The sequence below is a fragment of the Salinifilum aidingensis genome (assembly GCF_054782015.1).
In genome coordinates this window covers 110,310-136,546 of sequence record NZ_BAAGTH010000015.1, presented here as the reverse complement: position 1 = coordinate 136,546, position 26,237 = coordinate 110,310, and the positions used below count along the sequence as shown (strand labels likewise).

At 72.9% G+C, this 26,237-nt stretch carries 21 protein-coding genes and 1 pseudogene; 8 read left to right on the top strand and 14 right to left on the bottom strand.

Translation table 11 applies throughout. From position 1 onward, the window contains the following. Window positions 1–224: 224 nt before the first annotated feature. Window positions 225–671, bottom strand: coding sequence for a hypothetical protein (locus ACYVJE_RS19365; RefSeq protein ID WP_461145556.1), 447 nt, complete (start codon window positions 669–671; stop codon window positions 225–227). A gap of 293 nt (window positions 672–964) precedes the next feature. Then, window positions 965–2,218, bottom strand: a complete 1,254-nt coding sequence (locus ACYVJE_RS19360; protein WP_461145555.1) for an NAD(P)/FAD-dependent oxidoreductase — start codon at window positions 2,216–2,218, stop codon at window positions 965–967. Between the two features lie 228 nt (window positions 2,219–2,446). On the opposite strand from ACYVJE_RS19360, the gene ACYVJE_RS19355 reads away from it, so the two are divergent. From ACYVJE_RS19355 to ACYVJE_RS19340, 4 genes are all read left to right on the top strand, one after another. After that, entirely contained in the window at window positions 2,447–5,011 is a 2,565-nt protein-coding gene (locus ACYVJE_RS19355; RefSeq protein ID WP_461145554.1) for a bifunctional FO biosynthesis protein CofGH, read from the top strand. Between the two features lie 547 nt (window positions 5,012–5,558). Then, entirely contained in the window at window positions 5,559–5,816 is a 258-nt protein-coding gene (locus ACYVJE_RS19350) for a hypothetical protein (RefSeq protein WP_459157246.1), read from the top strand. Between the two features lie 52 nt (window positions 5,817–5,868). Continuing rightward, entirely contained in the window at window positions 5,869–6,906 is a 1,038-nt protein-coding gene (gene trpS / locus ACYVJE_RS19345; RefSeq protein WP_461145553.1) for a tryptophan--tRNA ligase, read from the top strand. 60 nt (window positions 6,907–6,966) lie between these two features. Continuing rightward, window positions 6,967–7,986 carry a YhjD/YihY/BrkB family envelope integrity protein gene (locus ACYVJE_RS19340; protein ID WP_459157244.1) on the top strand — a complete coding sequence of 340 codons (1,020 nt, stop codon included), beginning with the start codon at window positions 6,967–6,969 and terminating at the stop codon, window positions 7,984–7,986. Between the two features lie 134 nt (window positions 7,987–8,120). On the opposite strand, the gene ACYVJE_RS19335 is transcribed toward ACYVJE_RS19340, so the two are convergent. Continuing rightward, window positions 8,121–8,555: a hypothetical protein gene (locus ACYVJE_RS19335; RefSeq protein ID WP_461145552.1), complete on the bottom strand. Its 435-nt coding sequence runs from the start codon at window positions 8,553–8,555 to the stop codon at window positions 8,121–8,123. A gap of 292 nt (window positions 8,556–8,847) precedes the next feature. Continuing rightward, window positions 8,848–10,095: a D-alanyl-D-alanine carboxypeptidase family protein gene (locus tag ACYVJE_RS19330; RefSeq protein WP_461145551.1), complete on the bottom strand. Its 1,248-nt coding sequence runs from the start codon at window positions 10,093–10,095 to the stop codon at window positions 8,848–8,850. Between the two features lie 130 nt (window positions 10,096–10,225). Here ACYVJE_RS19330 and ACYVJE_RS19325 point away from each other — a divergent pair. After that, window positions 10,226–10,450 (top strand): annotated as a pseudogene (locus tag ACYVJE_RS19325) (SCO4848 family membrane protein); the annotation flags it as partial. A gap of 423 nt (window positions 10,451–10,873) precedes the next feature. Here the strand turns inward: ACYVJE_RS19325 and ACYVJE_RS19320 are convergent. The 4 genes from ACYVJE_RS19320 to sdhC all read right to left on the bottom strand — a co-directional run bounded on the left by ACYVJE_RS19320 (window position 10,874) and on the right by sdhC (window position 14,375). Continuing rightward, window positions 10,874–11,662, bottom strand: coding sequence for a succinate dehydrogenase iron-sulfur subunit (locus ACYVJE_RS19320; RefSeq protein WP_461145550.1), 789 nt, complete (start codon window positions 11,660–11,662; stop codon window positions 10,874–10,876). Continuing rightward, complete coding sequence (gene sdhA, locus ACYVJE_RS19315; protein WP_459157241.1) at window positions 11,662–13,452, bottom strand: succinate dehydrogenase flavoprotein subunit; 1,791 nt, start codon at window positions 13,450–13,452, stop codon at window positions 11,662–11,664. The genes ACYVJE_RS19320 and sdhA overlap by 1 nt, the downstream gene beginning before the upstream one ends. 62 nt (window positions 13,453–13,514) lie before the next feature. Continuing rightward, complete coding sequence (gene sdhD / locus ACYVJE_RS19310; protein ID WP_459157240.1) at window positions 13,515–13,934, bottom strand: succinate dehydrogenase, hydrophobic membrane anchor protein; 420 nt, start codon at window positions 13,932–13,934, stop codon at window positions 13,515–13,517. Window positions 13,935–13,937: 3 nt separating this feature from the next. Next, window positions 13,938–14,375, bottom strand: coding sequence for a succinate dehydrogenase, cytochrome b556 subunit (gene sdhC, locus ACYVJE_RS19305; protein ID WP_459160078.1), 438 nt, complete (start codon window positions 14,373–14,375; stop codon window positions 13,938–13,940). A 593-nt stretch (window positions 14,376–14,968) separates the two neighbouring features. On the opposite strand from sdhC, the gene ACYVJE_RS19300 reads away from it, so the two are divergent. Next, window positions 14,969–16,282: a thymidine phosphorylase gene (locus tag ACYVJE_RS19300; RefSeq protein WP_461145549.1), complete on the top strand. Its 1,314-nt coding sequence runs from the start codon at window positions 14,969–14,971 to the stop codon at window positions 16,280–16,282. A 170-nt stretch (window positions 16,283–16,452) separates the two neighbouring features. Here ACYVJE_RS19300 and ACYVJE_RS19295 read toward each other — a convergent pair whose 3' ends face one another. Next, window positions 16,453–17,631: a hypothetical protein gene (locus ACYVJE_RS19295; RefSeq protein WP_461145548.1), complete on the bottom strand. Its 1,179-nt coding sequence runs from the start codon at window positions 17,629–17,631 to the stop codon at window positions 16,453–16,455. Window positions 17,632–18,183: 552 nt separating this feature from the next. Further along, entirely contained in the window at window positions 18,184–19,419 is a 1,236-nt protein-coding gene (locus ACYVJE_RS19290) for a primosomal protein (RefSeq protein ID WP_461145547.1), read from the bottom strand. Window positions 19,420–19,668: 249 nt separating this feature from the next. Here ACYVJE_RS19290 and ACYVJE_RS19285 point away from each other — a divergent pair, with 249 nt between their 5' ends. Continuing rightward, the gene (locus ACYVJE_RS19285; RefSeq protein WP_461145546.1) at window positions 19,669–20,244 is read left to right on the top strand and encodes an SMI1/KNR4 family protein; all 576 of its coding nucleotides are present in this window, start codon (window positions 19,669–19,671) and stop codon (window positions 20,242–20,244) included. Window positions 20,245–20,301: 57 nt separating this feature from the next. On the opposite strand, the gene ACYVJE_RS19280 is transcribed toward ACYVJE_RS19285, so the two are convergent. The 4 genes from ACYVJE_RS19280 to ACYVJE_RS19265 all read right to left on the bottom strand — a co-directional run bounded on the left by ACYVJE_RS19280 (window position 20,302) and on the right by ACYVJE_RS19265 (window position 25,284). After that, a complete protein-coding gene (locus ACYVJE_RS19280) occupies window positions 20,302–21,174 on the bottom strand; it encodes an aldehyde dehydrogenase family protein (RefSeq protein WP_461145545.1) in 873 nt (290 codons plus the stop codon). Further along, the gene (locus tag ACYVJE_RS19275; protein WP_461145544.1) at window positions 21,167–22,555 is read right to left on the bottom strand and encodes an aldehyde dehydrogenase family protein; all 1,389 of its coding nucleotides are present in this window, start codon (window positions 22,553–22,555) and stop codon (window positions 21,167–21,169) included. The genes ACYVJE_RS19280 and ACYVJE_RS19275 overlap by 8 nt, the downstream gene beginning before the upstream one ends. After that, window positions 22,556–23,518, bottom strand: a complete 963-nt coding sequence (gene deoC, locus ACYVJE_RS19270) for a deoxyribose-phosphate aldolase (RefSeq protein ID WP_459157233.1) — start codon at window positions 23,516–23,518, stop codon at window positions 22,556–22,558. A 206-nt stretch (window positions 23,519–23,724) separates the two neighbouring features. Further along, entirely contained in the window at window positions 23,725–25,284 is a 1,560-nt protein-coding gene (locus tag ACYVJE_RS19265) for a dolichyl-phosphate-mannose--protein mannosyltransferase (RefSeq protein ID WP_461145543.1), read from the bottom strand. 90 nt (window positions 25,285–25,374) lie between these two features. Here ACYVJE_RS19265 and rsmI point away from each other — a divergent pair, with 90 nt between their 5' ends. Beyond that, window positions 25,375–26,226, top strand: a complete 852-nt coding sequence (gene rsmI, locus ACYVJE_RS19260) for a 16S rRNA (cytidine(1402)-2'-O)-methyltransferase (RefSeq protein ID WP_461145542.1) — start codon at window positions 25,375–25,377, stop codon at window positions 26,224–26,226. Window positions 26,227–26,237 lie beyond the last annotated feature (11 nt).

Below are 26,237 nucleotides of genomic sequence, written 5' to 3'. Positions count from 1 at the left end.
AGGGGGTGCCCGCCGGGCGGAACATCTCCCGATCGGATGCGGGGTCCGGGAGGCAGTGGCTCCGGGTGCGGAGGAGGGCCGGGAACGTGGATGTTCCGAAACGCGGGGGCGGAGGTCGCCGGCGCGCACGCGCGCGCCGCGGCGGGCCGGAGTTCCCGGCGCGCCGCGGCGCGCGTGCTGCGAGTGCGGTGTTGAAGCGCGGTCCGCGGTGGTGCGGTTCGCGGTCAGCGCAGGTGGAGGACCTCGCCGGACCGGCTGCCGAGCCACTGCAGCCCGTCACCGTCCAGGACCTCGCGACGGTAGGCCTCGTCCTGGTTCACCGTGTGCACCGTGATCTCGGCGCGTTCGACGCACCACTCGTCGGACTGGTCGGAGAACCGGTGGAAGCGGAGGTACATCGGGTAGTTGTGGATGTCCTCGAGTTCCATCTCCCCGGGATCGTTGATGTCGGGATTGATGACGTTCGCGTCGCCCCCGAAAACGAAGAGATCGGTCGCTCCGGCGCGGAAGTCGTCGTCCTCCGTGGAGCAGGTGAACTCGCGTCCGCCCATGCCGAGGAAAACGCGGTTCTCCGCGTGATCGACGCCGGGTGCGGCGTCGAACGTGTCGGAGGCGCGGTCCTCCGTGGCCGTCTGGATCTCGAACTCGATCTTCGTGATGCGTCCCGACATCGTGGCTCCCTGGCGCGTCGCGGAATTCTGGACTGGCGGGAATCGCCGCGCCGGTGGGAATCGCCGCACCGGCGCGGATCACCGAAACGGGTGCTCCGCCGGGCCCGGTCGAAGCCGTGCGGTGATCATCACAAAACCCGCGCGCCGTGATCCAGAGCGGTGCCACGAAGGTGTTCTCCGGTTGCTCTTTCGGAGTTGCCGCTGCTCTTTCGGGGTCGCCGCGATCGGGAGACCGTGCGGGAATATTCCCGGAAGGCGCCGGACGCGGTGCGCATTCCGGAATTGTCGGCGCATCAGGCCCCCGCGATCTCCGCCAGCGGAACGTCCGGATCGGCCAACCGGTCCGGGCTGGCGTGCGCCCCGGAGCGCACCAGCGCCTCGATCTGCTCGCCGACGTCCCAGACGTTGACGTTCATCCCCGCCTGCACGCGCCCCTCCCGCAGCCAGAACGCGACGTACTCGCGGGCGGAGACGTCCCCGCGGAACACCACCCGGTCGTACTCGCGCGGCGTCACGTGCCCGGTGAACTCCATGCCCAGGTCGTACTGGTCGGTGAAGAAGTAGGGCAGCGCGTCGTAGCGGGCCTGCCGCCCCAGCATGCCCGCCGCGGCGACGGCCGGCTGCCTCCCCGCGTTCGCCCAGTGCTCCACGCGCAGCGAACGCCCCAGCAGCGGGTGGTGGGCGTTGGCCACGTCGCCCGCGGCGAAGACGTTCGGATCGCTGGTGCGCAGCGACTCGTCCACCGCGATCCCGTCGTCCACCCGGAGCTCCGCGCTCGCGGCGACCTCGGTGTTCGGTTCCACCCCGGTCGCCAGCAGCACCGCGTCGGCGGCGAGCACGTCGCCGTCGGACAGGCGCACCCCGGTGACCCGGTGCTCCCCGGTGGGGCCGTTCCCGCTGGTGCGCAGCTCCACCGCCGAGGTGCCGAAGCGGAACGCGACGCCGTGCTGCCGGTGCAGGTCGGCGAAGACCTCCCCGTTCTCCGGGCCGAGCGCCCCGGACAGCGGCAGGGAGGCCTGCTCCACCACGGTCACCGGGACGTCGTGCTGCCGCGCGGCCGCGGCGACCTCCAGCCCGATCCACCCCGCGCCGAGCACCACGAGGTGCTCCGCACCGGTCACGGCCGGGCGCAACCGCTCGGCGTCCGCGGTCGAGCGCAGGGTGTGCACCCCGGCGGCCGCGCCTCCGCCCAGCGGAGGCACCCGGGGCCGCGCACCGGTGGTCAGCAGCAGGCGGTCGTAGTCGAGCAGCTCCCCGCCGGGCAGGTGCAGCGTCCGCGCGTACCGGTCCAACCGGCCGACGGTGACGCCGCGGCGCAACTCCACGTCGTGCTGCTCGTACCAGTCCCGCTCGAACACGCGGGCCGATTCGAGCGGGGCCGAGCCGAGCAGGTAGTCCTTCGACAGCGGGGGCCGCTCGTACGGCAGCTCCGGTTCGTCGCCGAGCAGCACCAGCCGCCCCTCGAACCCCTGCTCGCGCAGCGCCTCCGCCCCCATCGCCCCGGCCATGCCGGCACCGACGATCACGAACGTCCCCGAGCTCGCCATGCGTGCCTCCCGTCCGCGGAGTCGTGAGCTCCCTGGCCGTTCCCGAGCGTCGCGGCCCGCCCGGGCGGGGGCAACTCGGTACCGCCTCGCGGTGAGCTCGGGCGAGGACCGCGGACGGCGGTGCCGCGGAGCGGGCCGACCCGGGTGGTGCAACCGCTCTTCGGATGAGGTCGAGGGCACTTTTCAGGTGATGCCCGCGGGGCCGCCCAGACGCATACAGTCGGCGACATGTCAGCACACGAACAAGCCCCGGAGGATCCGGCTCCCACCGCCTCGGCGATGCGCCGCGCACTGCGTCGGGCCACCGACGGGGCCGCGCTCGACAGCACCGAAGCCGCGACGCTGATGCACGCCCGCGGCGACGACCTGGAGACGTTGCTCGGCGCGGCCTCCCGTGCGCGGGACGCGCACCTGCTCGCCGAAGGCCGCGCCGGGACCGTCACCTACAGCCGCAAGGTGTTCATCCCGCTGACCAAGCTGTGCCGGGACCGGTGCCACTACTGCACGTTCGTCACCGTTCCGGGCAAAGTGGACTCCCCGTACCTGGAGCGCGAGGAGGTCGTGGAGATCGCCCGCGAGGGCGCGCGGCAGGGCTGCAAGGAGGCCCTGTTCACCCTGGGCGACCGACCCGAGGACCGGTGGCAGGAGGCCGCCGACTGGCTCGAGGCCCGCGGCTACGCCTCCACTGTGGACTACCTGCGGTCGTGCGCGATCGCCGTGCTCGAGGAGACCGGCCTGCTGCCGCACCTCAACCCCGGCGTGCTCAGCTGGTCGGAGCTGACGCGGCTGAAACCCGTGGCCCCCAGCATGGGCATGATGCTGGAGACCACGGCCGAGCGGCTGTACAGCGAGAAGGGCGGCCCGCACTACGGCAGCCCGGACAAGAAGCCCGAAGTGCGCCTGCGCACCCTCACCGACGCCGGGCGCGTGGCCGTGCCCTTCACCAGCGGCATCCTGCTCGGCATCGGCGAGACCACGACCGAGCGCGCCGAGTCGCTGCTGGCCCTGCGCAGCAGCGCCCGCCAGTACGGGCACCTGCAGGAGATCATCGTGCAGAACTTCCGGTCCAAACCGGACACCGCGATGCGCGGCATGCCCGATGCCGACCTGCACGAGCTCGCGGCCACGATCGCCGTGGCGCGGCTGCTCATGCCCTCCGGCGTGAGCGTGCAGGCACCGCCGAACCTCATCGGCGAGGAGCAGCAGCTCGTGCTGCGCGCGGGCATCGACGACTGGGGCGGTGTCTCCCCGGTGACGCCCGACCACGTCAACCCGGAGCGCCCCTGGCCGGAGATCGACGACCTCGCCGCCGAGACCGCGCGCGGCGGCTACGAGCTGCGCGAACGCCTCACCGCCTACCCGCCCTACGTGCGGCGGGGCCTGGCCGGGGACAGCACGCAGTGGCTGGACCTGCGCGTGGCCGCGCACGTCGACGCGCTCGCCGCCGCGGACGGGCTGGCGGACGCGGACGCGGAGGTCACCGGCCGCGAGTGGCAGGAACCGGACGGCGGTTTCGAGTCCATCGGCCGCACCGACCTGCACACCGCCATCGACACGGTCGGCCGCAGCGAGGAGAAGCGCAGCGACTTCGACACGGTCTACGGCGACTGGGAGGAGCTGCGGGCGCAGGTGCCGACCGCGCGCGCACCGGAGCACCTCGACGCCGACGTGCGCGCCGCGCTGGACCGCGCCGAGGCGGACCCCGCCAGCCTGCTGGAGCACGAGCACGCCGATGCGGCCATGGCCCTGATGACCTGCGACGGACCGGCGCTCGACGCGCTGGCGGGCATCGCCGACCGGTTGCGCGCGGACACGGCCGGCGAGGACGTGACCTACGTGGTCAACCGCAACATCAACTTCTCGAACATCTGCTACGTGGGCTGCCGGTTCTGCGCCTTCGCGCAGCGGGAACGCGACGCCGACGGATACCGCCTCTCGCCCGAGGACGTGGCCGACCGCGCGGAGGAGGCCTGGCGGCTCGGGGCGACCGAGGTGTGCATGCAGGGCGGCATCGACCCGCGGCTGCCGGTGAGCGCCTACGCCGACCTGGTGCGCGCGGTCAAGCGGCGCGTCCCGGAGATGCACGTGCACGCGTTCAGCCCGATGGAGGTGGTCAGCGCCGCGGCCAAGGCCGGGGTGAGCATCGAGGAGTGGCTCTCCGAGCTCGCCGGGGCCGGGCTGGACAGCATCCCGGGCACCGCCGCCGAGATCCTCGACGACGACGTGCGCTGGGTGCTCACGAAGGGCAAGCTGCCCGCGGCCGAGTGGATCGAGGTGGTCAGCACCGCGCACCGGCTGGGCATCCCGTCGTCGTCGACGATGATGTACGGCCACGTCGACCACCCCGAGCACTGGCTCGGTCACTTCCGCACGTTGGCGCGGGTGCAGGACACCGCGGCCGAGCACGGCGGCGCGGGCTTCACCGAGTTCGTGCCGCTGCCGTTCGTGCACCGCAACGCGCCGATCTACCTGGCGGGCATCGCCCGTCCCGGCCCGAGCGCGCGGGACAACCGCGCGGTGCACGCCATGGCGCGGGTGCTGCTGCACGGCCGCGTGCCGAACGTGCAGTGCTCCTGGGTCAAGCTCGGCGACGAGGGCACGCTGCAGGTGCTGCGCGGCGGGGCCAACGACCTCGGCGGCACGCTCATGGAGGAGACGATCAGCCGCATGGCCGGATCGGAGCACGGTTCGCAGCGCACCATCGAGCAGCTGCACGAGCTGGCCGGGCGCATCGACCGCCCGGCGCGGCAGCGCGGCACGACGTACCAGCCGCTGCCCGCGGCCGCGTCCTGAGCACCCGCGTCCCAGCGCGGTGGGGCGGCGGGAACCGAACCGCGCGGGGTGCGCCGACGTGCCGGTCGGCGCACCCCGGGCTCCGCGGTTCCCGGCGGCGCGGTGCGCGGTGGCGTCACGTCGATCGCGGGGAGGAGTGCGGCGTCCACCGCGCTGAGCACGAGGGGTGCCGGCACCAGCAGTCCCGGCGCGAGCAGCCCCCGGAACCGGCGGTCCGGTTCGCCGGCCGCGCCGGCCCGAGGCGGCGACACGCCGGGGACGCCGGTGAACATCTGTGGAACATGTGGTGAACGGGGGGCGTCCGCGACGCGGTGCTGCGCTGACCGCGCTCGCCGGCGGGACCGCGGGAACGCGGCGGTGACCTGGAGCTCGCCGATCAGCGCGGCCCCCGGCAGCGGCGGCTGCCGGCGTCAATATCATCCGCGTGGCTGCGCAGTGGTGACCTCGCAGCGGCGGCCTCACCCAACGGGGTCATTTCTTTAGCCCAGAAGAGTGTTCATCGAGTTCTGGTAGACACGACCAGTGTGCGAAGACTCGTCGAGGAGGCGTGCTCGTGCGAAGCCGCATCGCTCATCGGAGCATCCGGCTGTCCGTCGTGAGCGCCGGTGCGGCGAGCGTGCCCGTGGTCACCGCCACCACGGCCGCCGCCGCCCCCGTGCACGCGGCGCTGGCGCAGCAGCCCAGCCCGCTGGAGTCGCTGAGCACCCCGGTCGGCCTGGGCGCCGTCGGGCTCGGCGTCGCCGGCATGGTCGCCGGCGCCTTCCGGAAGAAGAAGGTCCACCCGGAGAACCAGCGCAAGCACTGATGCGGGCCGAACCCGGTGCCGCGGTCGGAACCGGCCTTGCGAGAATCGCTCCGTGAGCAGCGTCAGTTCAGTTCCGGCCGAACGAGCCGGCGCCCGGCCCCGGGTGTTCTCCGGCATCCAGCCCACCGCCGAGTCCTTCCACCTCGGCAACTACCTCGGCGCCCTGCGCGAGTGGATCCGGATGCAGGAGGAGTACGACGCGTTCTACTGCGTCGTCGACCTGCACGCGATCACCGTGCCGCAGGACCCGGCGGAACTGCGCGACCGCACCCGGCGCTCCGCGGCGCAGCTGCTCGCGCTCGGCATCGACCCGGAGCGCTCCACGCTGTTCGTGCAGAGCCAGGTGCCGGAGCACACGCAGCTGAGCTGGGTGCTGGAATGCCTCACCGGCTTCGGCGAAGCCGGCCGGATGACCCAGTTCAAGGACAAGTCGGCGCGCCAGGGCGAGGACCACGTCGGCGTCGGCCTGTTCACCTACCCGGCGCTCATGGCCGCCGACATCCTGCTCTACCGGACCGACGCGGTCCCGGTCGGCGAGGACCAGCGCCAGCACCTGGAACTCACCCGGACCCTGGCGCAGCGGTTCAACTCCCGGTTCGGCGAGGCCCTCACCGTGCCGGAGGCGCACATCCCCAGCGACACCGCGCGCGTCTACGACCTGCAGGACCCCACCTCGAAGATGAGCAAGTCCGTGCCGGGCGGGCTCATCGAGCTGCTCGAGGAGCCCAAGCGGCTGTCGAAGAAGATCCGCTCCGCGGTCACCGACAACGAGCGCGAGATCCGCTACGACCCGGAGGACAAGCCGGGCGTGAGCAACCTGCTGGCCATCCACTCCGCGCTGAGCGGGCGCGGGATCGCCGATCTCGAGGCGGCCTACGAGGGCAGCGGCTACGGTGACCTGAAGAAGGACCTCGGCGCGGTCGTGACCGACTTCGTCACCCCGTTCCAGGAGAAGGTGCGCGGTTACCTCGACGACCCGGCGGAGCTGGACAAGGTGCTCAACAGGGGTGCGGAACGGGCCCGCGAAGTCGCTGCGCGCACCCTCGGCCCCGTCTTCGATCGGGTGGGCTTCCTCGTGTCGAGCAGCTGATCTGATCATCCCGCGGTAGCCTGCTGCGGCGAAGATGCCGCCGTGGGGAAGGGTGCTGCCGTGGCGACGAAGGACGGCCAGCAGGACGAGCCGGGGCGGCTGGCTGTCTGGCGCGCGCGGTACCCGTGGCTCGATCGCCTGGTCAACGCCTGGAACCGGTACCAGGAGCAGTACGGCGACTACTACGCCGCGGCACTGACGTACTTCAGCGTGCTCGCCCTCGTGCCGCTGCTGATGATCGTCTTCGCCGCGGCGGGGTTCGCGCTGCGCGGCGATCCCGAACTGCTGCGCCAGCTGCAGGAGGGGATCGCCACGGCCGTGCCGGACCCGGCGATCCGCACCATGCTCGAACGGGTCGTCGACGAGGCGGTGCGAAGCGCCGGTGCCGTCGGTCTGATCGGCCTGCTCGCCGCGCTGTACTCCGGGCTCGGCTGGATGACCAACCTGCGCGCGGCGCTGACCGCGCAGTGGACCCAGACTCCCACCCCGCTGCCCTTCCTCACCCGGATCGGCGCGGACCTGCTCGCGCTGGTCGGGCTCGGCCTGGCACTGGGCATCAGCTTCGGCATCAGCGCGCTCGGCGGGCTCAGCGGTGAGCTGTTCGCCCTGCTCGGCATCGGCGGCACGGCCGCGGCGAGCATCGGGGCGTGGGTGCTGGCGCTGCTCGTGTCGCTGGCGGCCAGCTGGCTGGTGTTCCTCTGGGTGCTGACGCGGTTGCCGCGGAAACCGGTGACCCTGCGCAGCGCCGTGTGGGGCGCTCTGTTCGCCGCCATCGGCTTCGAGATCCTCAAGCAGGTCGGCGTGTTCTACCTGGGCAGGATCACCAGCTCGCCCTCCGGCGCCGCGTTCGGCCCGATCCTCGGACTGCTCGTCTTCGCCAACCTCACCTCGCGGTTCGTCCTGTTCGTGACCGCGTGGACCGCCAGCGCGCGGGAGAACCTGGCACTGCTGCCGCCCGAACCACCGGGGCCGACGGTGATCCGCCCGGTGGTGTCCGCGCGCTCGGGAGCGCGGTGGACCGCGGGCGCGTTCGGGCTCGGCGTGCTCGCCGGCTGGGTCGTGCGCCGGCGCCGCCGCTGAGCCCTCCGCGGGCGGGGCCGCTGCGCCTTCACCAGCAGCCCGAACCCACCGGGCGAGCTCCTGCCCGCGCGCCCCCGCCGAGCCCGACGACGGGCTCTGCGGCCGCACGGCGGGGATCGGCTGCGTGCGCTTGATCAGGTGGGCTGCTTGTCGGCGAACCGCTGTCGTGCAGCTTGTCGGGGGACTCCCAAGGCCGTGGCGATCTGATTCCACGACCTGCCGTGCGCGCGGGGCGACTTGAACTGCCTCGTGCAGCCGGGCCTCGTGGGCGCGTGCAGCTTCGGCGGCGGCAGCGATCCGCGCAGGTCGGTGGTGCGCTCGGCGGTGGCAGTGGCCGGGTCGAGGTCGTCGGCGAGCTGCTCGAACCGGTGAGCAGCCTGTTCGATCTCGTCGTCGCTGTGTCGCATCTTGATCACCTCCGGCGGCTGAAGCAACTGGTGGAACTTCGCGCGGAGTCCCATCGCGTGGATGATGACCGGGTCGTCCCCATCGAGATCCAGAACACCGATCTCCAACAGTGCTCCGCCGGTTGCCGGCCCGATGAGCATTGCCAGGTCCTCGTCCACCACGACCCGCCGGGTCGTGGTGCGAACAGCATGCCGGATGCCGGCATCGGCAATGCCGTGTTTGCGCGCGGAGCTGCCCTGCGGTGGCGGTGCATCATGGTGGTCCCTTCCGGGTGTGGAATCCGGTGACACCGGTGACCCCGCGCAGCGCGGGCGCGGTCGGGATCAGCGGCGAGGCGGCGACTGCGCGGCCACGTGGTGCGGCGTTTCGGAGATGCAGAAGTGCGGCACTCGCTGGATGGCGTCGCGCCAGTTCTCCTCGGTGACCGCGAAGCCCTCCAGCAGGACCCGTCCGTCACTCGCGGTGCGCTCGGCGCGCGCGGTGCTGGCGCACCCCCACCGCGGCGGCGACGGCGGCCGCCGCGACCGCGATCAACCCCAGCGGCCATGCCCAGCGCGGCGCCCCCGCGGATGCCGCGTCGTGCGCCCTGGCGGTCGCGGCGGGGTCGTCCCCCGCCGGGGTCCGGCCGGTCGTCGTGGGCTTCGGCGTCGGGGTGGCCAGGGCACCCACCGGCTGCGTCCCGGTCATCCCGAAGCCGTAGTCCAGCAGCCGCTCCCCCTGCGTGGACAGCCGCACCGGGGTGTGCTCCCCGCGCATGAGCACGGTGACCAGCCGCCGCTCGCCGCGCTCGGCCGCGCCGATGAACGTGTGCCGCGCGTCGTTGGTGAAACCGGTCTTGCCGCCGATCCCGCCGGGGTAGTTCAGCAGCACCTGGTTGTTGCTCCACACCTCGATCGGCGGCTGGTCGGGCGCGCCGGGGATCCGGGTGTGCTCCGTGCCGATGATGCGGGCGAACTCCGGCTCCTCCATCGCCTTCCGGTACAGCAGCGCCAGGTCGTAGGCCGAGGTGCTCATCCCCGGTCCGTCGAGCCCGGACGGGGTGGCCGCGCGCGTGTCCCGCGCGCCCAGCTGCTGGGCCAGCCGGGTCATCTTCTCCGCGGCGGTGTCCTGGCCGCCGAGCAGCCGCCCCAGCAGGTGCGCAGCGTCGTTGCCGGACTGCAGCAGCAGCCCGGCGAGCACGTCCTCCACGGTGTAGGACACGCCCGGTTCCAGCCCGACGCGGCTGCCCTCCATGTTCGCGTCCTCCTGCGTGGCCACGACCGTCCGCGACAGGTCCAGCTCCCGCACCGCGAGCAGGGCCGTGAGCACCTTGATCGTGGAGGCCGGGCGGTGCCGCGCGTGCGGGGCGTGCGCCGCGAGCACGTCACCGCTGTCCAGGTCGGCGAGGACCCAGCTCCCCGCGGTCACCTGTTCCGGTGGTGCCGGGGCGCCCCGGGGAAGCACGGTGCCGCACCCCCCGAGGCGTTCGCCGCCGAGCGGCCGTTCGGGTACGGGGAGAGGTGCGGGGGACGCCTGCCCGGGCGGTGGTACTTCCGAGGAGTCCACCGCCGGCGGCGGGGCCGGTGCGGGGCACGGCGCTTCCTGCGCGGCCGCCGCGGTGCCGGGCAGCACGAGTGCGGTGGTCAGCGCGGCCGCCCCGAGAGCGCGCAGCACCGGGCGCGGTGCGCCGGCAGCAGGGTGATCATGTGTGGAAGCGAGCACGGACCGAAGCGTAATCGGACGGGCGCGGACATCACCGGGCCGATCGGGCACTGCCACCCGAAACGGCGCGGAGTGCCACGCGTTCGCCCCACGGCCCGCCACCACGGCGGTGCGGAGGACACTGGGGAGCGTGAAAATCTCTCGTGGTGCAGCGCTGTTCCTGCTGGCGTTCGGGGTGTGGAGCTACCTGCTGTGGCCCACCTTCATCCGCAACATCTGGGCGAGCGACCGTTCGTGGGACCTCGCCGGGGCGCCGACGCCCTACCTGATCGTGCACCTCGTGATCGCGGTCCTCTCGCTGGTGCTGGGCACGATCATCGGTGTGCTCGGCTGGCGCGGGCTGCGCGCCGTCCGCACCGCCGCGCAGCGCGGCACCGGCCCCGCCGGCGGCAGCACCGGCGAGGAGGGGCCCAGCGGTGAGGACGGGCCCAGCGGTGAGGACGGGCCCAGCGGGGACAGCACCGGCAGGCGGGCCAGAACAGCTGAGGCCGGGCGGTCCGGCGCCGCCGGCAGTGCGCCCGCGGCCGAGACCGCCGACTCGTCCCCGCAGTAGGGAGCGCTCCCCGGGGAAGGCGCCCGAGAAAAGTTCCCAGCGCTCGCTCGGGCGGGTGAGGGAATGCGAACGGCCCGGGGACGCGGAGCGGACCGCGGCCACCGGGCCTGCGCGTGTCGTGCGTGGAACCGACCCTCAGCGGCGCCGGACCCGGGACTCAGCGGTGCCGGGCCCGGACCTCAGCGGCGCCGGAGGCCGGACCTCAGCGGCGCCGGAGGCCGGACCTCAGCGGCGGAACATCAGCGCCCGCTTGACCTCCTGGATGGCCTTGGTGACCTGGATGCCGCGCGGGCACGCGTCGGTGCAGTTGAACGTGGTGCGGCAGCGCCACACGCCGTCCATGTCGTTGAGGATGTCGAGCCGCTCCTCGGCGGCCTCGTCCCGGCTGTCGAAGATGAACCGGTGCGCGTTGACGATCGCCGCCGGGCCGAAGTACTGGTTGTCCGACCAGTACACCGGGCAGGACGAGGTGCACGCGGCGCAGAGGATGCACTTGGTGGTGTCGTCGAAGCGCTCCCGCTCGGCGACCGACTGGATGCGCTCGTGCGTCGGGTCGTTGCCCGAGGTCACCAGGTACGGCTTGATCGCCTTGTACGCCTCGAAGAACGGCTCCATGTCGACCACGAGGTCCTTCTCCACCGGAAGGCCCTTGATCGGCTCGATCGTCAGGGTGGTCTCGCCCTTCTTGGCGAACATGTCGCGCATGAGGACCTTGCAGGCCAGCCGGTTGTGGCCGTTGATCCGCACGGCGTCGGAGCCGCACACGCCGTGGGCGCAGGAGCGCCGGAAGGTCAGCGTCCCGTCCAGGTACCACTTGATGTAGTGCAGCAGGTTCAGCACCCGGTCCGTGGGCAGCGCCGGGACGCGGAAGGTGTCCCAGCGCATGTCCTCGTCGACCTCGGGGTTGTACCGCTCGATCTTGACGGTGACGATGGTCGCGCCCTCCGGCACCGGCGGCGCGTCCTCCGGCAGATCCACGGTGCCGTTGTTGGCTGTAGTGGTGGCGGCGGTCATCAGTACTTACGCTCCATTGGCTGGTACCGGGTCATGACGACGGGCTTGTAGTCCAACCGCAGGTCGGACTGGAAACCGGTCAACCCGAGCGGGGCGTTCGGGTCCTCCTCCTCGGGCAGCAGCTTGTACTGCATGCTGTGCCGCATGAAGTTCACGTCGTCCCGGTCGGGGTAGTCCTCGCGCGCGTGCCCACCGCGCGATTCCTTGCGGGCGAGCGCGGCGTTGACCAGCGATTCGGCGAGGTCGAGCAGGAAGCCGAGCTCGACCGCCTCCAGCAGGTCGGAGTTGTACCGGTATCCCTTGTCGTGCACCGAGACGCGGCCGTAGCGCTCCTTGAGCGACTGCACGTCGCGCAGCGCCGTCTTCAGCGTCTCCTCGGTGCGGTAGACCGACGCGTTGGCGTCCATGGTCTGCTGCAACTCGGTGCGGATGTTGGCCACGCGCTCGCCGCCGTGGGCGGTCCGCAGGTGGTTGACCATGCCCTCGACGAGCTGGGCGGGGTTCTCCGGCAGTTCCGCGTGCTCGCGCTGGAGGGCGTGCTGGGCGGCGGCGATGCCGGAGCGGCGGCCGAACACGTTGATGTCCAGCAGCGAGTTCGTGCCCAGCCGGTTCGACCCGTGCACGGACACGCAGGCGCACTCGCCGGCCGCGTACAGGCCGGGAACCACGTTCTCGTTGTCGCGCAGCACCTCGCCCTCGATGTTCGTGGGGATGCCGCCCATGGCGTAGTGCGCCGTCGGGTAGACCGGCACGAGCTCCTTGGTCGGCTCCACGCCCAGGTAGGTGCGGGAGAACTCCATGATGTCCGGGAGCTTCTCCTCGAGCAGCTCCTCGCCGAGGTGCGTCACGTCGAGGTAGACGTAGTCCTTCTCCGGACCCGCCCCGCGGCCCTCCAGGACCTCCAGGGCCATGGCCCGGGCCACGATGTCGCGCGGCGCGAGGTCCTTGATGGTCGGGGCGTAGCGCTCCATGAACCGCTCGCCGTCGACGTTGCGGAGGATTCCGCCCTCACCCCGCACGCCTTCGGTGATGAGGATGCCCAGGCCGGCCAACCCGGTCGGGTGGAACTGGTAGAACTCCATGTCCTCCAGCGGCAACCCCTTGCGGTAGATGATGCCCATCCCGTCGCCGGTGAGGGTGTGCGCGTTGGAGGTGGTCTTGAAGACCTTGCCGAAGCCGCCCGTGGCGAACACGACGGACTTCGCCTTGAACACGTGGATCTCGCCGGTGGCGAGCTCGTAGGCGATGGCGCCGGAGGCCACCTGGTTGCCGTCCGCGTCCTCGCCGAGGGTGATGTCGAGGACGTAGAACTCGTTGAAGAACTCGACGCCGTGCTTGACGCAGTTCTGGTACAGCGTCTGCAGGATCATGTGGCCGGTGCGGTCGGCCGCGTAGCAGGACCGGCGCACCGGGGATTTGCCGTGGTCGCGCGTGTGCCCGCCGAAGCGGCGCTGGTCGATGCGCCCCTCCGGGGTGCGGTTGAACGGCAGGCCCATCTTCTCCAGGTCGAGGACCGAGTCGATGGCCTCCTTCGCCATGATCTCGGCGGCGTCCTGGTCGACCAGGTAGTCACCGCCCTTGATGGTGTCGAAGGTGTGCCACTCCCAGTTGTCCTCCTCGACGTTGGCCAGGGCCGCGCACATCCCGCCCTGGGCCGCGCCGGTGTGCGAGCGGGTGGGGTAGATCTTGGTCAGCACGGCGGTGCGCGCGCGCTGGCCGGACTCGATCGCGGCGCGCATGCCGGCGCCGCCGGCGCCGACGATGACCACGTCGTAGGTGTGGAATTGCATGGTCGTCTCCTCGGGCTGGTGGTGGCGCCGCCGCGGGGCGCCCGCCACGCTGCGGTTCGCGGTCAGCCGATGTTCGGGTCGAAGGTGAAGATCACGTAGGTGCCCAGGACCACGATCAACAGCACTGCCACGTTGAGCAGCGTCTGCAGCCAGAAACGGGTTGTGTCCTTGCGAGCGTAGTCGTTGATGACGGTGCGCAAGCCGTTTCCGCCGTGCAGGGCTGCCAGCCACAGCATGACCAGGTCCCAGACCTGCCAGAACGGGGAGGCCCAGCGGCCCGCGACGAAGGCGAAGTTGATCCGCTGCACGCCTCCGTCCAGGAACAGCATGATCAGCAGGTGCCCCAGGACGAGGAACAGCAGCACGACGCCGGACATCCGCATGAACAACCAGCTGTAGAGCTCGAAGTTGCTGCGGCGGGCGGCGCGCCGGTGCGGCGAGCGCGGCTTGTCGACGGACAGCGGTGCATCGGTGACGGTCATCGCTCACAGCCCCCCGAGGAATTCCGTGACGGCCCGGCTCAGCAAGCTGATCGCCGCCGGGATGATCAACACCAGCCACAGCACCAGCACCGTCCACAGCATGGGGCGCTGGTACTTCGCCCCCCGGGACCAGAAGTCGACCAGCATGACCCGGATGCCGTTGAACGCGTGGAAGAGCACGGCCGCGAGCAGCCCGAGCTCGAACAGGATCATGAGCGGGTGCTTGTAGGTCTCGATGACCGTGTCGTACGCGTTCGGCGACATGCGGACCAGCGCGGTGTCCAACACGTGCACGAACAGGAAGAAGAATGTGAGCACGCCCGTGATGCGGTGCGCTACCCACGACCACATGCCCGGATCGCCGCGGTAGAACGTCCCCTTGGCGCGCGGCCTGGAGACCGCGCGCGGAGGCGCTCCCGCGGAGGCGGTGGTGCTGGCCATGGTGAAAGGCCCTCCAACCTCGCTGGTGGACGAACGGCCCAGTTCGGTCACGGCGTGGTCCGGGTGGTCCGGGCCGCGTTCGCGCGCGGCGAGTGCGGCTGCCTGCTCGTCACCGGCCACGGAACTGGGGCCTTGACTTTCTGGGATGCTAGTCCCACGACATGTTCTCGGCCTACTCGCCTGTGCCGTCTGTGATCGAGCAGACAAAGCGTTCCGGCCTGTGGATCGGTTCGGAAAACCGATTCGGAACCCGCGAAACCTCCGCGCCGCTCCGTCAAGATAGCGGGTGGAGAGGCATGTCACCAACGAGCTCCGGTTCCGCGTTTCGCGAGTGCGCTGCCCACCGCCTCCGCGCGGTCCGGCCCCGCGCGATCCGCCCCGGGGCGATGCCGGAAAGGATTGCCTTGCCTCACCGACCGCGCCGGGGCGGTCGTGCGCACCCGAGCGCGGAGTCCGCAGCCGCTCGGAACACCCCGCTGCGTTTCCGCGGAATCCTCCGCGATGCCGTGGAAAAGAGCTACATCACTCGATCGGGGTGTATCGAATCGGCGGCCGCGGCTCTCTTTATTGGGTGAGCGCAAAGGGAGGTCGAGATGACGCAACTGGAAGGCACCGCAACCCGCACCGAGCAGTTCACCGCCGTCGACGTCGTCCGCGCGAAACGCGACGGGGAAGAGCTCGACGACGCCCGCATCGCGTGGGTGATCCGCGGATACCTCGACGGCCGGGTCACCGAGGGGCAGATGGCCGCGCTGCTCATGGCCGTGGTGTTCCGCGGCATGACCGAGCGCGAGACCGCGAGCTGGACCGCGGCGATGCTCGGCTCGGGTCAGCGGCTGGACTGGAGCGATCTGGACGTCGTCACCGCGGACAAGCACTCCACGGGCGGGGTGGGGGACACGACCACGCTGGTGCTCACCCCGCTGCTGGCCGCGTGCGGTGCCGCCGTTCCCCAGCTGTCCGGCCGCGGGCTCGGCAGCACCGGCGGGACCCTGGACAAGTTCGAGGCGATCCCGGGCTGGTGCGCCGAGCTGTCCACCGCGGCCGTGCGCGAGCGCATGGCCGACCCGGGCGCGGTCGTGTGCGCGGCGAGCGGGCAGTTGGCGCCCGCCGACCGCGCGCTCTACGCGCTGCGCGATGTCACCGGAACCGTGGAGTCCGTTCCGCTCATCGCGAGCTCGATCATGAGCAAGAAGCTCGCCGAGGGCACCGGTGCTCTCGTGCTCGACGTGAAGTGCGGCTCGGGGGCGTTCGTGCGCGACCGGGAGCAGGCCGCGGAGCTCGCCCGCGCCGCGATCGCGATCGGGCGGGCCCACGGGGTGCGCACGAGCGCGCTCATCACCGACATGTCGCGGCCGCTGGGCACCGATGTCGGCAACGCCCTGGAGGTCGCCGAAGCCGTGCGGACCCTGCGCGGGCAGGGGGCGGACGACCTCGTCGAACTCACCCTCGCCCTCGCGCGGGAACTGCTCGCGCACGCCGGGATCACCGACGCGGACCCGGAACACGTCCTCGCCAGCGGTCAGGCCCACGAGCGCTGGCGACGTCTCGTCCGCGCGCAGGGCGGCGACCCGGACGCCCCGCTGCCGGAGGCCGAGCACGTGGAAGCGGTCAGCGCACCGCGCGCGGGAACGCTCGCGCGCCTGGACGCGGCCGCGGTGGGCGAGGCGGCGTGGCGGCTCGGCGCGGGCCGGGCGCGGCAGGACGACGCCGTCGACCCCGCCGCCGGGGTGCGGTGCCTGGTGAAACCAGGAGAGCCGGTCGAAGCGGGGCAGGTGGTGTGCGAGCTGCACACGAACCGGCCGGAGCTCCTGCCAGCGGCGCGCCGCTGCGTGGCCGCCGGGATCGACGTCTCCGCGGAGGAGGTGGCACCGGGGCCGCTGGTCCTCGCCCGGGAACCGGCGTGAGGGCGAACCACCGCCCGGCCCGTGCTCGGGCGCCCCACCCGGATGGCACCGCGTGGTCGGCCTCTCCGCGGATCACCGCGGACGCGGGCGAGCGGCTGCGGCGCCGCCCCGGAGCGGATCCGGTGCGGCGCCTCCGCGGAATCGGTCCCGGCGAGCGGTGCGGTCGCGGTTCAGGCGGTCTCGGCGACGTCGTCGCTGCTCTCCGCGGGCAGCGCCTTGTCCCCGGACTCGCGCTTGGCGCTCTTGGAACGCCCGCGCCGCTGCTGGTTGTTCTGCCGCGGCAGCGCGGTGGGCGCGGACGCGGACTGCTGGGGCATCTGGCCGCCCCCGCCGAGGATGAGTTCGGCGAACGTGGCCATGGCCTCGTCCAGCTGGCCCGCGTGCCGCTGCTCGCTCTCCTCGTTGGCCTTCCGCACGAGGGAGTCCAGCGCCTCCGCGTCGGGGCGCGCGGAAACCGTGCCGCCGATCTCGGTGAGGTTCTGGTTCACCGAGGTGCCGAGCTCGTCCAACCCCGACTTGACGCCCTGCTCGGCGGTCTCGATGCGGCTGTGGACGTTGCTCTCCACGGTGTCGAGCCGGCCGGAGACCTGGTTGAGGCGCTCGGTGAGCTGGTCCAACCGCTCCGCCAGGGAGTCCAGCCGCTCGGTCGGATCGACCGCGGGGCGCTCGGCGAGCTCGTCGAGCTTGCCGGTGATCTGCTCGCGGGTTCCGGAGACCGTCTCGGACAGCGAAGCACGCACGCCGTCGGTGCTCTCGGTGACCGAGCGCTGCAGCGATTCGCGCGTGCCGTCGAGGTGCTCGTGCAGGCCCTCGTCAACCTCGGCGACCCGGCCGCGCAGATTCGTCTCCAGCGAGTCGAGGCGGTCGCGCACCGGATCCTGGATCGCGGTCGGCAGCGACTCGAGCCGGTTGTCCTGCTTGTCCAGGTGCCCGCCCAGCTCGTCGAGCCGCTTGTGGATGTGGGCGAGTTTGTCCTCGAGCCCGTCCATGCGCCCGACCACGCCGTCCATGTTCCCGGCCATGCCGTCGAGCCGCCCGTTCAGCTGCGCGAACGGCGTGGCGAGCTTGTCGACCAGTCCCTCGACGGCGGTTTTCAGCTCGGACAGGGCGTTGTCCTGGCCCTCGAGCTTGGACAGCGTCTCGTCGAGCCGTTCGGCGAGCACGCCGACCTCTGTGCGGTCCGGCAGCTCCGACAGCCGCTTCCGCACCGGGCCCAAGGATTCCAGCGGAGTCAGCCTCGCGTGGATCTCGTCGAGCGCGTCGAAGATCTGCTGCTGTTCGCTCTCACGGATTTCAGCCGCACGCGTCAACATGGTGCGCATGCGATCGAACGACATGTTCTCGGTCACGGCTTCCGGAGTCCTTCGTCGTGGGGAGCTGAGGACTACGGAAGCCTAGCTACTCCGGCAGGTCGTGATCAGCCGCCCCCCAGGGCAAGATCGCCCGATTGTTGCGCCGTGCGTGGCGCGGCCGCGTGAACCGCGTTCGTCACAGGGCGTGCATGAACACTGCTTCACATGAAGGGCCTCCGCGAGGCGACCTCGCGTTCGACAGGAGGACGGTCGACGCAACGTGGTCGCACCGCGCCCTCGCGCACGAGGAGCGCGAGCGCGTGCCCGGTGGGTCGGCCGCGCCGGCGCACGCGCGGACTACGCCGCGTCGCCGACGGGCGAGCTCCGCCCTCGCCGGTCGGCGAGCTCGCCCCGTCACGGACCGGAGCGGGGTGGTGACGGGGGAGGGCGCGGCCGGTCCGAGCCGGACGCGGCCTCGGTTCTTCCCGCCGCCGGGGAATCGTGCTCGAATCGATATCGGACTCGCCGCGATCGTGCTGGTCGAAGTGTCCGATCGGGGACGAAACGGGCCCCCGTGCCGGGAATCGAGCACGCCACCGCCGCGACCGGTCAGCGGCTGCGGAGCTTCTGCTCGAACTTCTCGACGAGCTCCCGCCACACGCGGACCTCGTCGTCGAACGGCGCGCTCGGCGGCAGGCGGTTCGGCGTGGGCTCCAGGATGAACGACACGAGCCAGCCGAGGCGCTGCGAGGGCCCCAGTTCCTCGGAGACCGCGTCGTCCCCGGTCCAAGCGGCGGCGTCGAGGAGCAACTCCTCGGCGAGCTCCAGCTGTGCGGCGTCCACGTCGGACGGACCCGCTTCCAGGTCGGCATCGAGGCCGTTGAGCACGTAGGTGTTCGCCGGCTCGACCTCGATCTCCAGCTCCCCCGCCGTCGCCTTCTCGGTGACCTGCGGCCAGGTGGACACGCGGGCGAGGTCGGTGCCGTCGACTTCCTCGGCCTGGGCGAGGAACCGGGCCAGCGCCCGCGGGGAGCGGAACACGTCGATCAGCCCGTCGCGGCCGAGGAACACCGGCTCGTCGTCGAGGTAGCAGCGCAGCGTGTAGTACTCGGCTCCGGCCGTGACGATGCGGACCGGGTCGATGCCGATCTCGTTCCACCAGGTCGGCTCGGCCTCCTCGGCTTCCTCGCCTTCCTCGTCCGCATCGGACTCCGCGGTGGCGGCCGCGGCCTCCGCGGAGGCGTCCGAGGTCTCGGCGAGCTCGGCTTCGGCGGTGGCCACCGCGCCCTCGTCCACCTCCGGAGCGGTCACCACGGCGTCGATCGCGTCGAGCAGCTCGTCCCAGCGGTCCGCCACGACGCGGCAGATCTCGTCCCAGCGGCGCTGCCCGTCGCGGCCGTTGAACGCCATAGGCCCCTGCTGCAGCGCGGAGAAGCCCGCGGCGGCGTCGAGCACCTCGTGCACCGCGTCCAGATCGCACACGTCGGCCAGCGAGCGGGCGATCTCGACGATCCCGGCGAGTTCGCTGACGGTCCACGTGTCCAGCGGCTCGGTCAGCAGTTCCGGCACGCCCACCAGGTCGTACTGGTGGTCCTCGTCCGGGTTCAGATCGGCCGCGGGCAGGTTCGGCACCACGTGCCACGCCGGGTGGTCGCCCAGGTCGTGCTCCTGCGCGGTGCGCGTGAACGCTGCCAGCCGCGCGGCGTCCGGGAAGGCGTACAGGTCCTCGTCGTGGCCGAGGAACGCCTCCCACTCCTCGCCGTCCTCCCGCCACTGCGGAGCCCAGAGCGTGACGACGTCGCCCTGCGGCAACCCCAGCTCGATGGGAACGATGTCGTGCGCCATCTCTTCCACCTCCGGTCACCGAACCAGACGTCGCGGAAGCCTACGGGGTCGGTACCCGCGCTCCGCTCGCCGGGCCGTGCCTCGCCGGCACCGCGCCGGTGGGCGGCCGGGGCCTCCGGCGCGCGGTGCTCCCTCGTGCCCAACAGCGGCGTGCGCGCCGCGCTCCGCCGCTGTTGGGCCACCCGGTGCCGAACGGAGCTCACCTTTGGCGGTACCGGAGGAGGCCTCGGATGCCGATCATGAGCGGCGATGAGCGTCACCGACTTGTGGACGAGAATTGTGCGCTGGTTAACCGACCACGCGCCGGTGACCGGGGGCGCGCTCCGCTCCCCGCTGTCCCCTCCGGTGTTCGGCTCGCTGGAGGCCGAGCTCGGGACCCAGCTGCCCGCGGAACTGCGGGAGTGGTGGAAGTGCTGCGACGGGACCAGCGGCGATGTGCTGGCCGACGTGCTGCCGCCGTTCTACACGCCCTACGGCGCCGCGAAGGCGATGGACTCCTGGCGGGCGCACCGGTACAAGCGCGGCGCCGCACGGGAGACCGGCGACTCCTGCGCGGGCGCGGCGTGCACCGGCTTCCACCCCGCGTGGATCCCCATCGCCGGGGACGGCTTCTCCGACGAGCTGCTCGTGGACCTGCGCCCCGGCCGGCTGCACGGGTGCGTGGTGGAGTGGGAGCACGAAGCCGGGCAGGTGCACCGCCCCGAGTGGTCCGGGGTGGGTGCCATGCTCACCGACGTGCACCGCTCACTGAGCGAGGGCACGCCCGCCGGACACGCCTACCCGACGGTCACCGAGGACGGGCGGCTCGACTGGCAGATCCGGTGATGAAGGGCCGCTGTTGCGGCTGGGCCGGGGCTTCCGCAGCGGAACCTCCTGCGCACCTCACGCGCCCACCGGGTGCCACAAGGTCGTCGTGCGCGTGCACGCGCGCAGCCGCGCCGGCCCGGCAGGGGCGGTGAAGTCCGGCTCCGCACCGGTGCGCAGGTCCGCGGCGGCCGCGGCCGCGACGTCCCGCAGCTGCGCGGCCAGTTCCGCGTCCGCCCCGGGGGCGTCCACGAGCGCCACGTCGTCGTGCCCGACGAGCCACGGCGCCAGCTCCGCCGGCGAACCGCTCAGCACGTTCACGAGCCCGTCGGGGACGTCCGAGGTCGCCAGGACCTCGGCCAGGGTGCTCGCCGGGATCGGGTCCGGCTCGCTGGCCAGCACCACGCACGCGTTGCCCGCGGCCAGCGCCGGGGCGAGCAGGCTGACCGCGGCGAGCAGCGGCGATGCGGCGGGGCAGACGACGCCGACCACGCCGACCGGTCGCGGCGCGCTCACCGACAGCAGCGGTCCGGCGACCGGGTTGGGCGAGCCCAGCACCGTTCCGATCTTGTCCGTCCAGCCCGCGTACCAGACCAGCCGGTCCACCGCCAGGTCCACGACCGCCGAGGTGTCCGGCGCGGCGAGCTCGGCGCCGGAGGCGTCGAGCAGGGCGGTGAACTCGGCGCGGCGGGACTCGAGCATCTCGGCCACCCGGTAGAGCACCTGCCCCCGGTTGTGCGGGCTCGTCGCCGCCCAGCCGTCCGCGGCCTTCACCGCCGCGGCGACCGCGTCCCGCACGTCCTTGCGCGAGGCCTGGGCCGCGTTCGCGCGGAACGCCCCGCCGGAGGAGTGCACCGGGTACACGCGGCCGGATTCGGAGCGCGGGAACCGCCCGCCGATCGCGAGCTTGTACGTCTTGGCCACGGTGAGTCGCTCCCGGGTGTCAGACATCGAGGTACGTCTCCAAACCGGAACGGCCACCGGTGCTGCCGGCCGCAGCGGCCGGGTCATACCGGTGGGTGGTGTTCGCCCAGGTCACCTCGGCGCGCATCCGCTCCGCGGCCCACAGGGCGCGCGAGCCCTTCTCCGTCCAGACGCCGGCGGCACCGCAGGGCGCGTCGCCCGCCCCGGCCACGGCCTCCTCCGGCGTGCGGAACGTGCGCACCGCCAGCACGGGCCCGCCCGGTGCCTCCCGCGCCACCGGCAGCGTCCCGTCGACCCCGGTGCACATGGTCGGCCGGACGAACCACCCGCGCTCCGGCAGCTCCGCGGCGGCCGCGTGCACCAGCGCGCCCGCGGCCGCCGCCTCGTCCACCAGCGCAGCGAACCGCTCCCGCCGCCGCTCGGTCACGAGCGGTCCGACCTCGGTGTTGCGGTCCAGCGGGTCGGCGACCCGCACCGCGTCCAACCGGGCCCGCAGGTGCTCGGTGAACCGCTCGGCCAGCGGCTCCTGCACGAACACCCGGGAGCCGATCGGCCCGGACTGCCCGCAGCCCCGCAGCACACCGTCCACGGCCTGGTCGAGCGCGGCGTCGTCGAAGACCACGTGCGCGGCCGGGGCGGTCGCGTCCACCCGCAGCGGCACCGCACCGGCCGCGCTGCGCACCGCCGCCGCGGCCGACGCCGAGCCGGACAGGAACAGCTGGTCCACCGCGGAGCCCGCCAGCGCCGCGCCGAGCTCGGCGTCGCCGGGCAGCACGTTGACCACGCCCGCGGGCAACCCGGCCTGCCGGCACACCTCGGCGAAGACCAGCGCGCTCAGCGGGGTGTGCGGCGACGGCTTGACCACCACGGTGTTGCCGCAGGCCAGCGCCGGCGCGGCCGCGCGCACCAGCGAGAGCAGCGGCGCGTCGGCGGACAGCAGCTGCGCGACGACGCCGAGCGGCCGCGGCCGCTCCCCGAACCCGGCGAACTCCAGCTTGTCGGCCCACCCGGCGTAGTGGAACAGCCACGCCGCCGCGCTCGGCAGGTCGCCCTCCCGCGTGTGCGCCACCGGACGCCCGGTGTCCAGCGTTTCCAGCACGGCCAGTTCCCGCGCGCGCTCCTGCAGCAGTCGTGCGAGGCGGAACAGGTGCTTGGCGCGCCGCGCGCCCGGCACCTCCGCCCATTCCGCGAGCGCGGTGCGCGCGGCCTCCACCGCCTCGGCCGCCTCCGCGGGTGCGGCGGTGGCGACCTCGGCGAGCGCTGCCTCCGTGGCCGGGTTCCGGTCGGGGCGCGCGGGTCCGCGGCCGCCGCGGAACTCGCCGGCGACGAACGGCCGGTAGCGCGCGGCGAGCTGCGCCGCTCCCGCCGACTCCGGCGCCGGGGCGTACTCCCAGGGGATCTCCGTCATTCACTCCACCGCCAGGTCGCGTTTCGTGCCGTAGTGGGACCGCACCCGCGCGCGTCCCGCACGGGTGCGCCGCTGCAGCAGCAGATCGTCCAGCAGGCTCGACGCGCCGAACCGGAACAGCTCCGGCGTGAGCCACGCAGCTCCGGCGACCTCCCGCACGGCGACCAGGTAGCGCAGCGCGTCCTTCGTGCTGCGGATCCCGCCGGCCGGTTTCACCCCGCACCGGCGGCCGGTGGCCGCGTGCCAGTCGCGGACCGCCTGCAGCAGCACGTGCGTGACCGGCAGGGTGGCCGCCGGGGAGGTCTTGCCGGTGGAGGTCTTCACGAAGTCCGCCCCCGCCAGCAGGGCCAGCCAGCAGGCCCGGCGCACCGCGTCGTACGTGCCGAGCTCACCGGTCTCCAGGATCACCTTCAGGTGCGCGCCGCCGCAGGCCTGCTTGACCGCGCGGATCTCCTCGTGCGCCCGGCCGCAGCGCCCGGCCAGGAACGCTCCCCGGTCGAGCACCATGTCGACCTCCTCGGCGCCGGCCTCGACCGCCTGCCGCACGTCGGCGAGCTTGACCTCCTGCGACGCCCGGCCGGCGGGGAAGGCCGTGGCCACCGAGGCGACCCGCACCGGAGACCCCCGGGTCGCGGCGACGGCGGTCGCGGCCAGGTCCGGGTAGACGCACACCGCCGCCACCGGCGGTGCCGCCGCGGGCGGGTCCGGGTGCCGCGCCCGCCCGCAGAGCCGCCGCACCGCCTCGGGCGTGTCGGCGCCTTCCAAGGTGGTCAGGTCGAGCATGCCGATGGCCGCGTCGATGGCCCGGTCCTTGGTGCCGTCCTTGAGCGCTCGGCCGGCGAGCTCGTCAGCGCGCTGCTGCAACCCCACCGCGTCGACGGCGGGCAGGCCGTGCAGGAAACGGCGCAGGGCGGATTCGCTCGCCGTGACCTCGGGCAGCGGTTCGTCCGGGGCGTGGACCATGCGGCGCAGTCTACGACCGCTTCCAACGCCACGGCTCCGCCAGGAGGGCAGCGTCAGTGGTCGCGCGGTTCGGTGGCCGTGTGCTTGGCCGCAGCGGTCCGTCAAGGCAAGCGGTGCAGCCGCTTCCTCCCCGCGCGCGGACCGCCCCGACGGGGATTCCCCGCCCGACCCGCTACACCAGCCAATCCGCGGACTCCCTCGGCCGGTCACCGCCAGGAGGGCAGCCACAGCTCCGCGTCCCAGTGGCCCTGGGTGATGGGCTCGGCGTTGAGCACCGGCCACAGCCACAGGAAGTTCGCCACGACCAGCCCGATGTACAACGACACCGCCAGCAGACCCGTGCGCCGGCGTTCAGCGGTGTCGGTGGCCCTGCCGAGCACCTCCCCGAGCACCAGCGTGATCCCCAGCACCAGGAACGGCGCCAGCGGTGTGGCGTAGAAGTAGTACATGGTGCGGTCGAGGTTGAGGAACCAGGGCAGGTACCCGCCGGAGTAGGCGACGAGCACCGCCGCGTACCGCCAGTCGAAGCGGGCCGCCGCGCGCCAGACCGCCCAGCCCGCCACGGGCAGCGCCGCCCACCACAGGGCCGGCGTGCCCAGCAGCATCGTGGCCTCGACGCACTCCGGGCGGCCGCAGCCGCTGGCGGTCTCGTCGATCGCGTAGGCCATCGGCCGCAGACCCATCGGCCACGACCACGGTTTCGACTCCCACGGGTGCGACGAGGTCAGTCCTTCGTGGAACTCCAGCACGTTGAAGTGGTAGTGCAGCAGCGAGCGGAACATGTCGGGCAGGAAGCCGAACCCGACCTGGTCGAGGTCCACCGCGTGCCGGTCCGTGGCCGTCTCGCTGGCGTACCAGCCGGCCCAGGTGCCGAAGTACACCACCAGCGGCAGCACGAGCAGCGCCCACAGCGCGGCGGGGGTGTCCCGCAGCAGCGCGCCCGCCCACGGTCGGCGCACCCCGGCGGTGCGCCGCGCCAGGGCGTCCCAGAGCACCGAGAGCAGACCGAACGCGGCGAGCCAGTAGACGCCGTTCCACTTCACCCCGCAGGCCAGGCCCAGCGACACCCCGGTGGCCAGCCGCCACCAGCGGAAACCGAGCCGCGGTCCCCAGTCGGAGGCGGTCGCGCGGCCTTCGGCGACGACCCGCTCCAGGCGCTGGCGGACCTGGTCGCGGTCGACGAGCAGGCAGCCGAAGGCGGCGAGGACGAACACCGCCTGGAAGACGTCGAGCATGCCCACCCGCGACTGCACGTGGCTGAGCCCGTCGCAGATCAGCAGCACCCCGGCGACCGCCCCGAGCAGGGTCGAGCGGGTCAGCCTGCGGCCGATGCGGACGATCAGCACGATCATCAGCGTCCCGGCCAGCGCCGCCGTGATCCGCCAGCCCCACGGGCCGTAGCCGAGCAGCCACTCGCCCACGGCGATGAGCTGCTTGCCCACCGGCGGGTGCGCGACCAGCTCGTAGCCCGGGTTGTCCTCGTACCCGCCGTTGCGCAGCATCTGCCACGCCTGCGGCACGTAGTGCTTCTCGTCGAAGATCGGCGTGCCGTCGTCGGTGGGGTGCCCCAGGTTCCACAGCCGCACCAGCCCGCCGAGCGCCCCCAGCACGAGCGCGACGAGCCACCCCCGGAGGCGGTCGGGGGGCATGGCCACGCGCAGCGGCCCGCGCGGGTCGCGCTGCCCGGGAGCTCCGGGCGGCGGAGTCCGCCCGGCGGGAACCAGCTCGTCGGAACGGCCGGTGGATTCGGGCACGAGGACGCTCACACCCCCGGGATCGTAGGGGTGGGCGGTGACCGCCGGTGCACGGCCACCTCGGCCGACCGGGCGATCGCGCGCGGTCTAGGCTCGAAGGCGATGCCGGCACCTGACGCTCCGGGAACCCTGCTGCTCGCGGCGACCCCGCTGGGGGACGCGCGGGACGCTTCGCCGCGGCTGCGCGAAGCGCTGCGCACCGCCGACGTCGTCGCGGCCGAGGACACGCGCCGGGTGCGGGCCCTCGCCTCCAGCATCGAGGCGCTGCCCGCCGGCCGGGTCGTCAGCTACTACGACGCGGTGGAGGCCGCCCGGACGGACGCGCTGCTGGCGGACCTGCGCGGCGGCAGCACCGTGCTGCTCGTCACCGACGCGGGCATGCCCAGCGTCTCCGACCCGGGCTACCGCCTGGTCGCCGCGTGCGCGGCCGAGGGGATCGCGGTGACCTGCCTGCCCGGGCCGTCGGCGGTGACCACGGCGCTGGCGCTGTCCGGCCTGCCCTCGGACCGGTTCTGCTTCGAAGGCTTCCCGCCGCGCAAGTCGGGCGAGCGGCGGCGGTGGTTCGACGCGCTGCGCACCGAGCGGCGCACCGCCGTGTTCTTCGAGGCCCCGCACCGGCTGGCCGACACGCTGGCCGACGCGGTGGACGTGCTGGGCGGGTCCCGCCCGGCCGCGGTGTGCCGGGAGCTGACCAAGACCTACGAGGAGGTCCGGCGGGGCTCGCTGGCCGAGCTCGCCGAGTGGGCCGCCGCGGGCGTGCGCGGGGAGCTGACCGTGGTGCTCGGCGGCGCCGAGGTGGCGCCGAGCGATCCGCGCGCGCTCGTGCCGCAGGTGGAGCAGCGGGCCTCCGCGGGCGTGCGGCTCAAGGACGCGGTCGCCGAGGTGGCCGAGCTGTCCGGTGTCCGCAAGAAGGAGCTCTACGACGCGGTGCTGGCCGCCCGCGAGCAGGAGTGAGCGAGTCCGCG